This is a genomic window from Nocardiopsis alkaliphila YIM 80379, assembly GCF_000341005.1.
Taxonomy (GTDB): domain Bacteria; phylum Actinomycetota; class Actinomycetes; order Streptosporangiales; family Streptosporangiaceae; genus Nocardiopsis; species Nocardiopsis alkaliphila.
The window spans coordinates 57,068-64,534 of sequence record NZ_ANBD01000161.1; the positions used below are offsets into that span (position 1 = coordinate 57,068).

At 61.9% G+C, this 7,467-nt stretch carries 7 protein-coding genes and 1 tRNA gene; 4 read left to right on the forward strand and 4 right to left on the reverse strand.

The genetic code is table 11. The features are described from left to right. Positions 1–331 precede the first annotated feature (331 nt). The gene (locus D472_RS27855; protein WP_017606582.1) at positions 332–508 is read right to left on the reverse strand and encodes a DUF397 domain-containing protein; all 177 of its coding nucleotides are present in this window, start codon (positions 506–508) and stop codon (positions 332–334) included. Next, on the reverse strand, positions 501–1,328 hold the full coding sequence (locus D472_RS0121860; RefSeq protein WP_017606583.1) for a helix-turn-helix domain-containing protein: 828 nt from the start codon (positions 1,326–1,328) through the stop codon (positions 501–503). The genes D472_RS27855 and D472_RS0121860 overlap by 8 nt, the downstream gene beginning before the upstream one ends. Before the next feature lie 167 nt (positions 1,329–1,495). Between D472_RS0121860 and D472_RS0121865 the strand changes: the two genes are divergently transcribed. The 4 genes from D472_RS0121865 to D472_RS0121885 all read left to right on the forward strand — a co-directional run bounded on the left by D472_RS0121865 (position 1,496) and on the right by D472_RS0121885 (position 5,255). After that, entirely contained in the window at positions 1,496–2,002 is a 507-nt protein-coding gene (locus D472_RS0121865) for an ATP-binding protein (RefSeq protein WP_017606584.1), read from the forward strand. Positions 2,003–2,608: 606 nt separating this feature from the next. Continuing rightward, positions 2,609–2,752: a hypothetical protein gene (locus D472_RS28770; RefSeq protein ID WP_017606585.1), complete on the forward strand. Its 144-nt coding sequence runs from the start codon at positions 2,609–2,611 to the stop codon at positions 2,750–2,752. Positions 2,753–3,936: 1,184 nt separating this feature from the next. After that, the gene (locus D472_RS26935) at positions 3,937–4,335 is read left to right on the forward strand and encodes a transposase family protein (protein ID WP_239643025.1); all 399 of its coding nucleotides are present in this window, start codon (positions 3,937–3,939) and stop codon (positions 4,333–4,335) included. Positions 4,336–4,493: 158 nt separating this feature from the next. Then, a complete protein-coding gene (locus D472_RS0121885) occupies positions 4,494–5,255 on the forward strand; it encodes a hypothetical protein (protein ID WP_017606589.1) in 762 nt (253 codons plus the stop codon). Positions 5,256–5,263: 8 nt separating this feature from the next. Here D472_RS0121885 and D472_RS0121890 read toward each other — a convergent pair whose 3' ends face one another. Then, positions 5,264–6,478 carry a DNA cytosine methyltransferase gene (locus D472_RS0121890; protein WP_017606590.1) on the reverse strand — a complete coding sequence of 405 codons (1,215 nt, stop codon included), beginning with the start codon at positions 6,476–6,478 and terminating at the stop codon, positions 5,264–5,266. Positions 6,479–7,268: 790 nt separating this feature from the next. Continuing rightward, positions 7,269–7,345, reverse strand: a tRNA-Pro gene (locus D472_RS0121895). Between the last annotated feature and the right edge of the window lie 122 nt (positions 7,346–7,467).

Consider the following 7,467-nt stretch of genomic DNA (forward strand, 5'->3'; position numbering starts at 1 on the left):
AGGTGGGCGGCAATCTGCGCATGGGCCAGGTGTTTCGTTACGCGCGTGATCAACGGGATAGCCAAGGTCTCTGGGCAGGGAAGCGTTGCCCCTCGCAACACGTCTTCGATTGCCGCACCAGATTCAGCGCGTGGTGCGGAGCACCGCCAAACCCAGGCTCGAGGAAGTTCGGGCCGATGCCCTGGCACGCCCGCACGACCTCACCCGGCATCGAACGACGGCCGGTTCGCTCCCTCGGCAACGGACCGTTGGAGGAGGGATTCACAGGAACGACCTGTGATCGGAACTCCCCTTCGACTCGAACGGATTGCTGAGGTGGTCGTGTGATGGCCTACCCGTCGATGGTCCGGGAGGTCTCGATGAAGGCGTTCCATTCCGCGCGGGTGAAGGACAGGTGTCCCAATTCCCTGTTCTGGGTGTCGCGCACATCGGCTCCGGCTTGGTACTCCCGGGCCTCGACACACTCGTTCGACCCACCGCTGTGGCTGCTCTTGTGCCAGTCACTCATCGTCGATCTTCCTCATCTCGTCGTGGATGGCCTCCAGGGTCTCCTGCGGGTCGCGGGCGGCTCCCTGGAGAGAAGTGAACAGCAACCGGCTTCGAAAGATACCAGCGGAGTCGGTGATGATTCGGCCCTCTTCAGCGGATTCCATGTAGACCACCTCGGGTTCGTCCGCCGTGGTGATGATGCGACGGGGTCCTGAGTTTCCCGCGTGGTGAGGGGAGTTGGTGGGGATCATCTGCACGGTGAGACGTTCACTGTTGATCAAGTCGGCGACACGGGCGAGCTGCGCGCGTTGGATTTCCGGGGAACCGTAGCGTCGGGCCAGCACGCTTTGGTCGATGATCAACCAGAGGGAGGGAGCCTCGGCCTGGGTCATCTGATCGGCGCGTTCGCGCCTCTCTTTGGCCAGCGCCCTGACTTCCTTGCCCGACAGCCACGGTGAACCATAGCGAATCAGTGCGTGCGCGTACTGCTCGGTTTGTAGGTACGACGGAAACACGAGGGGCTGGTACTCCAAGATGGCGTCAGCGGCATGGGTGCGTTTGGTGACCTCGTGCAGCCACACCTGACGGCCGGATCCCGTCAGCTCTTCCCAGAGCTTGTCCAGTCTCCCGTCGCTCCCCAAGACCTCGTCCAAGAGCTTTCTCAACCAAGGGCGCGCCATGGCTCGGCCGTTCTCGACGTCGGACAGGTGGGAATCGCTGATCGTCGTGCCCCGCTGGCTGACCCTCCGGGCCAGAGCCTGCTGAGTCAGCTCTGCTTCCACGCGTAGCCTGCGCAGTTCCCGCCCGAATGCCTTCAGAGCCCGTTCGTCCGTGTGCATGGAGCCATGGGAACACAAGGAGCGACTGACCGTGGGAGATTCCAGAGAATTCCAAGCGCATGTGGAAGATTGGTGAGCTCTCCGAGCAGCCTTCACACGCCATTACCCCAGGCCACATCCTTTCTGTCGCGGGCCCGCAGCCATCAGCACGACGACGAAAGGAACCGGTGGATTCCATGACTCCCACTCGGCCACCCCTCGACCTGCCCCGAAGGATCCGCTGCACGGACCCCGAACAGGGGACCCTGGAGTGCGGGCACCGGCTCTGGCACCTCAAGGCCGCCCGTAGCTGGGCCGCCCACGTGGCCCGCACCACCCCCGCCTGCGCGGACCCGCTGCTGGTCTCACTCTCCGAACTGCACACCAACGCGTTGAAGCACACCGCTTCGGGGCGCCCCGGTGGTCGGGTGCGTATCGAGATCGAACGGCGCCGACGCCTGTTCCTGCTCCGGGTCACCGACGACGGACCCCGCCCCGGTGCGGAGGTGACCGTGCCCCAGGCCCGCCCGGTGGAGGGGCTGCGTGGCGTGGACGGGTTGCTCGCCGAGGGCGGGTACGGCCTGGCCTTGGTGGACGCGATGGCCCTGTTCTGGGACTTCACCCGAGAGCCGGACGGCGGGTTGACGGTCCGTGCCGCCTTCGACCGGTCCGGGCGCACCCGGATGGCCGCGTGAAAACCCGCGACCGGGTAGTGGCCGACAGGCCTTGAAACACCTCGCCCACCCAAGCGAACGTCGGCCATCCCTCGAGGGAACGGCGTGTTCAGCGGCCGATCCAGGGCCCTGTGCCCTGTGCGGCATGGACGGGAAGCGCAGCACCGGGACGTGTGGTCTCGGGGCCACAGACACCCGCCCATGCCGAGCAACGAAGAAGGACCCACAAGTGGAGGCGCCCCGACGCGGTGCGGCGAACACCGGGCCGGGGCTGACATCCCCACCTGAGAAAGCAGGAGGAGATTCGTGGAAAAGTCTACTGGTAGGCACCGCAAACCCGTGCGGGGCTGGGGACAGCGCGTGCGGTGGCTGTTCGGCGCGATCCTGACCGCAGTGCTGTGCAGCCCGCTTGAAGTCGCACCGTGCCGCAGCATCGGCCGTCCCAGGAACGAAGGCCGGTCGGTGCTGGAACGCCGCTCGAGGTCCAAGGCTCTGCCGGCCGCCACTCGCCAGGTGCGGAGTACGGGGCCGAAGGTCCTCGGTGAAGCTGGAAAAGAGCATGAGCCGGGGCCGGTACGGTTTCCGCGTCCTCGATGCCCGCACCCATCGGAGCAGCAGGGGTGGTGTGTGGACGACGATGGGGTGCGCGGGGTGCGCCCGTACCTGTTCCACACTCCGAAGCGCGGGAGCCGTTTCCCGGTGGCGGAAGCGCCGGGGGAGTTCGATGACCTGGCCGGCGCGGTGCGCACCTGGCTGGGCCTGGCCACCTGAGTACACGCTCTGGGATTGGGGCGGTGCCGCAGGTGGCATCGCCCCTCTTGCCCTACGTGGTAGGCGTCCTGGTGTTGACTCACGCCGTTGTGAGTCAAGTTGTTTCTCGCGGGGCGAAGGGCGGCTTCCCGCAGGCCCGGGAAGTGTAGACCGGCCCGTGGTCGGAGTGAAAGATTGCCCCTTCCAGACCCCCGGGCTCGCGCGCTACGCCCTTGAAGGCTCCATGCTGGGAAAACGAAGAACGGGTGCCCACGTGTGTGGACACCCGTTCCTTTGTCGGGGTGGCGGGATTTGAGCCCACGACCTCTTCGTCCCGAACAAGGTACGGGGCCGACCTGTGGTATTCGGGATCGTAGCAGGTCAAAGCGTTGCTTTAGGTTGGTGTGTGCAAGTGAGGGGGTTGTGGGGAAATCTTTCCCAGGCTCTCCCCGCTTCTCCCGCCCCTGGTCCGGACACAGAGCGGCCCCGGTTCGATGGTGAGCGGATTCAAGGGGCCTTCTGCGTGTCCGCCGGTTTGGCCCATGCATGACCCGGATTTGGCCGACCGCGTTGAGTACGAAGCTGTGAAGGCGCCAGGTGTCCCAGGGCATGTGGAAGCCCAGGTTCGCGAGGAGGTTGAGGAGCCAGTCGAGCAGCAGGTGGACCCGATCCAAGAGGCGGTCGCCGATCAGGTGGAGGCGGATGTGAGTGGCGCTCAGGGTTCAGGTGGTTGACAGTTGGTCTGAACTGCTAGCGAACTGTCGGTTGAGCCAAGACTTGCAGTTGGCGCCCGTGCGGGTCGGGCGCCCGGTCACAACACAACCGCACCCCTGACACGAATAAGGTTCCGCCATACATTAGTTGTGCGATCGATCAGCAAGGTGGAACTCTCATGTCCCACCGTACCCCGGACACCCCGTCACCATCGGGAAAGGGGAACGTGATCGCGTTGAGGAGTGCCGCACAGTGATAGTGGCATGTGTGTGCGGAATCACTCGGGCGGGTTTGTCTCTCCAGATTCTCCCGAGCGCCCCCGGAAACGAGGCAGGGGCCCGACTCACTTTCGTGAATCAGGCCCCTGATTTTGTGTTTCTTAAGTCAGGGTGGCGGGATTCGAAACTACGACCTCTTCCCGTGCCAGGCCCTGCTCGTGCTGGTCCACCTGTGCAAAGGCGAACCGTTCACCCACCTCGCGGCCGGATTCGGTGTCGGCACCGCCACCACCTGGCACATGCGTACGCGAGACCACCCGCCTGCTCTGCGAACAAGCGCCCACCCTCGAACAGGGGCTGCGCCGCGCTCGCAGAAGCGGCCACGGATACGTGACCGTCGACGGCACCCTCATCGCCTGCGACCGGGTGGCGGCGGACCGGCCCTTCTACTCCGGCAAGCACCAGCAGCACGGCATGAACATCCAGGTCGTGGCCGCTCCCGACGGCGAACCGTTGTGGACTTCCTGGTCGCTACCCGGGGCGGTGCACGACACCAAGGCAGCCCAGGTGTGGAAGATTGCCGAGCGCATCGAGCTGGCCAGGTCACCCGTGCTGTTCTCGTTCTTCAGCTCCGAGAAGCAGGATGAAAAGGTCTCACAGACGCCACCGTAGCAGTCGAATGGCCTCGGTCTTGGTCTTTCCCCAGGCAGTGAGCTTGTCGTAACTCGACCTGGGGCAGGCTGTCGAGAACCCAAAGAAGGTGAGGTCTAAAAGTTGCGCAGTACAGGTAGTCTCAAGAGCATGTTGAACTACGAATCGTCCCGTACGTCATGAGTTTGGAGCGACTTCAGACTGCCGCTCGTTATCTCGATGAAGCACAGTTGGACCTGCTCTGCGAGATGGCGGACGCCTTTGGGTGGCAAGTCGAAGTTTACAAGAACCCGAAGAGCGATCTAATTAGGGATGGCTTTGGTGATTCTTTACTCAACCGACTGAGGCTTCATCACGCTACCTCCGAGGAAAAATTCAACAAGACCTCGTTTGAGTTCGCCTTCAAAACTGCCTCGAGGTTTGCGGGGCGGCGAGCTGAGAAGACGCTGGAACACACCTTTCAGGGCGCCGATGTTGTGGTCGAAGATGTGCGATGGTCATTGAAGACCGAGGGCGCTGCCCGCATGAGTCAGAGTAATATCACCATTTCGAAGTTCTCTGAGGCGCGGTGGATTAGGGACTGCGTTACTCCGGAAGATTTTGCTCGTGAGGCAACGGCACGCATGAGCAAGCACTTGAGCGAGTACGACCGTGTGCTCACTCTGCGGAGCTCCTATGTCCAGAACAAGGAGGCTGTGCGTTACGACCTCGTCGAGATCCCACATGACATGCTTATGGCTGCCACGAAACTGACCGCAGCTGATTTCTCCCCGCTTACCAAAAAAGGCTCAACTTCCGCATGGGTGATGTTTGAAGGGAAGCAAGCCTTCACGGTCATCTTGGACGGTAGTGTCGAGAAGATTACCCTGCGTAACATTTCGGTGGGGCAGTGCGTGACTCACGCTCGATGGATTGTGCCCGTGCTACCCCAAGACGACTAGCCCGTGACTTAGAGTGGCAACTGATCCTCTACAGGTAGCAGGTCAGTAGTGGTCAGGTGCGTTCCTGGTAGAAGCGCATCCTTCAGCTCAGGGCGTTCGCCTGTCAGGATCCAGTCCGCAACGGCAGCGAGTTGGTAGCTCACAATGGGTGGCACAGCGTCCCCGATATGACGGTACATGTTGGAAAGCCCTCGCGCCTTGAACTGGTAAGTATCAGGAAAACCGGTCAAGAGCGCCATCTCGCGAACCGTGCATAGCCTATCTTGCTCAGGATGGGTGTAACGACCGTTGCCAAAGTGCGCACACTCACGCTTGATCGTGGGTGCCGGGCGATCCCACCACATGCGGCCGTAGACATCAGGGTGCGAACCAAGCTTTCCAGCTGAGACGCTGCGTTGCATCGCAGGGGTGAGGAGTTCATGCGCATTCTTGTGGAAGCGGAGATCAGCCCACGACCCACCGTCATGAGGCATCGCCTTGAGGCGACGCCGAGTACTTTCTGTGCCCGTTGAGGGACTCACATGCATCGGGTCGTTTGGGTCCATCTCGCCGGCAGCGATTGGGCGCAGGTGCCCAATCGCGCGACGCACGGTGGAAGCTTCAGGAAGAAGAGTCATGCCCTCCCAAAGGTCATCGAGTGTTCGAAGCTTCTGATCACCACGGACCGCGATCACGAGTGCTCGCTCACGCTTTTGGGGGACACCGAATTGCGAGAGCATGTGGATTCCTGCATAAACCTTGTACCCCATGCTCTCAATTCGATGTCGGAATTCAGTAAAGTGGATCTTGAAATTTCCTCGTAGAAGTTCTCGGGCGTTCTCCATGACCACGACCTTCGGCTGGAGGACAGCTACATGGTCAGCCACTCGGTAGACGAGAGAGTTGCGTGGGTCATCAACGAGGTGGTTATTGGGGTTGGCGCGTGAGAAACCAGTGCATGGGGGGCAGGCACTAAGCACATCCAGCTGGCGCCCTTCTAGCGCAGGTTCAAGCAGACTGTCCAGTTCTTCGCCAGCGAGTTCGGCGAGGTCCCGTTCATGGGGCACGATCCCCATGTTGGCCTCAAAGGTGGAGTTGCACTCAAGCGAACCCTTGCCGCTACTGGGTTTTCCGAACTGCGCATCAACCGCCCCCACGACCTCGTAGCCACGGGCGAAGAAGCCGTAACTCATCCCGCCTGCTCCGCTGAACAAGTCCGCAAAGGTTTTCCTCTTCAACGTCATCTCCTTGGGGCTGCGTGGACCGAGGCGGCACAGGTCGCACATCGGGTTGAGTCTAGGTTCATTCTGACGGAGACCCCCGACACTCAGGAGGCCGTATCCTACTGTCGTAGCAACGCCGCAGTTCACAGGGGTTACCGAGAGAGACAAGGTGGATGCTCACCATAGGGGAACGTGAAGAGATCATGCTCCTGAAAACACGAGGTGAAGGTGTCCGCCATGTTGGAGATGGCGTGGATGTGGCGGATACCCTTGGTAAGCAACACGTGTCGAATTGAGTTGGTCGAAGGGACCCGGTCTCGCTAGGCGTAGGACCTGGGCTCCCAAGTCTTCAGTATCTGGGCGGTGACCTGGACCCGGTGACCTGCGGTGGTCGTCACTGGGACTGCCTCGAACCACCTTTTTGGGGCCACCTTGCCTGAGAGCTCGCTGGCCCGGTGGGGTACGGCGAACTCGGTCTTCGCGGCGCTGGTCAGGCCAGAGACTCAACCTTGGTCGGTGCGGACCTGACGATGTCAGGCGTAGCTCGTCTAGCTGCTGCTCTCCAGATCGCGTGTCACATTGGCTACACCCTGTCCGGAATAGGGCAGGCTCAGCACCTTGCAGCGGAACTTGGTCGGATTTCATCGACGTCTTCCTCGAGGTCACGCGGTCTCAGAATCCACAAAGCCGACTCCGAAGCCGCAGGACACACCAGAGCCTCCATAACACCCGGTACGAAATAAGGAGCAATCTGAGAAGATCGATGGCCCCCAACGCAAAACGCCGGCTCCAGTGGAACCGGCGTTTTGGCTGGTCGGGGTGGCGGGATTTGAACCCACGACCTCTTCGTCCCGAACGAAGCGCGCTGCCAAGCTGCGCTACACCCCGAAGCAACATCCCCAAGTCTAGCGGAAGTGGGGAGTGCTCGCGACGCGCTTCGCATCACACGCCAAGGGACTGCTCAGTGACTGTTGGGTAGCCGGGTGGCTACACGGTTTGACCGGTCGGGC

What these genes read in the sequence shown, in the direction of transcription:
- D472_RS0121890 (WP_017606590.1), bottom strand. Translation starts at nt 6,478, where the DNA reads ATGACGTTGAAGAGGAAAACCTTTGCGGACTTGTTCAGCGGAGCAGGC.
- D472_RS0121860 (WP_017606583.1), bottom strand. Translation starts at nt 1,328, where the DNA reads ATGCACACGGACGAACGGGCTCTGAAGGCATTCGGGCGGGAACTGCGC.
- D472_RS0121885 (WP_017606589.1), top strand. Translation starts at nt 4,494, where the DNA reads ATGAGTTTGGAGCGACTTCAGACTGCCGCTCGTTATCTCGATGAAGCA.
- D472_RS27855 (WP_017606582.1), bottom strand. Translation starts at nt 508, where the DNA reads ATGAGTGACTGGCACAAGAGCAGCCACAGCGGTGGGTCGAACGAGTGT.